A 232-nucleotide genomic window follows, 5' to 3' on the forward strand; every position below is an offset into this window, starting at 1 on the left:
CCCCCCCCCCGCCCCCACCCCCCCCCCCCCCCCGCCCGGCGGGCCCCCCCCCCCCCCCCCCTCTCACCCCCCCCCCCCCCCCCCCCGCCCCCCCCCGCGGGGCCCCCCCCCCCCCCCCCCCCCCCCCCCCCCCCCCGGCCCCACCCCCCCCGCACACCCTCCCCGCCACTCTGCGCCGGGGGCCCCCCCCCCCTCCCCGCCCCCCGCCCCCCCCCCCGCCCCCCCCCACAAT

1 protein-coding gene is annotated in these 232 nt (G+C 93.1%); it reads right to left on the reverse strand.

What is annotated here, in order from left to right; all coding sequences use genetic code 11:
- Window positions 1–232 (reverse strand): hypothetical protein (locus tag P9272_RS36180; protein ID WP_278164994.1); only part of this gene is annotated, 232 nt, incomplete at both ends.

Origin of the sequence: Mesorhizobium sp. WSM4976, from assembly GCF_029625685.1 — a bacterium.
Lineage (GTDB): Bacteria > Pseudomonadota > Alphaproteobacteria > Rhizobiales > Rhizobiaceae > Mesorhizobium.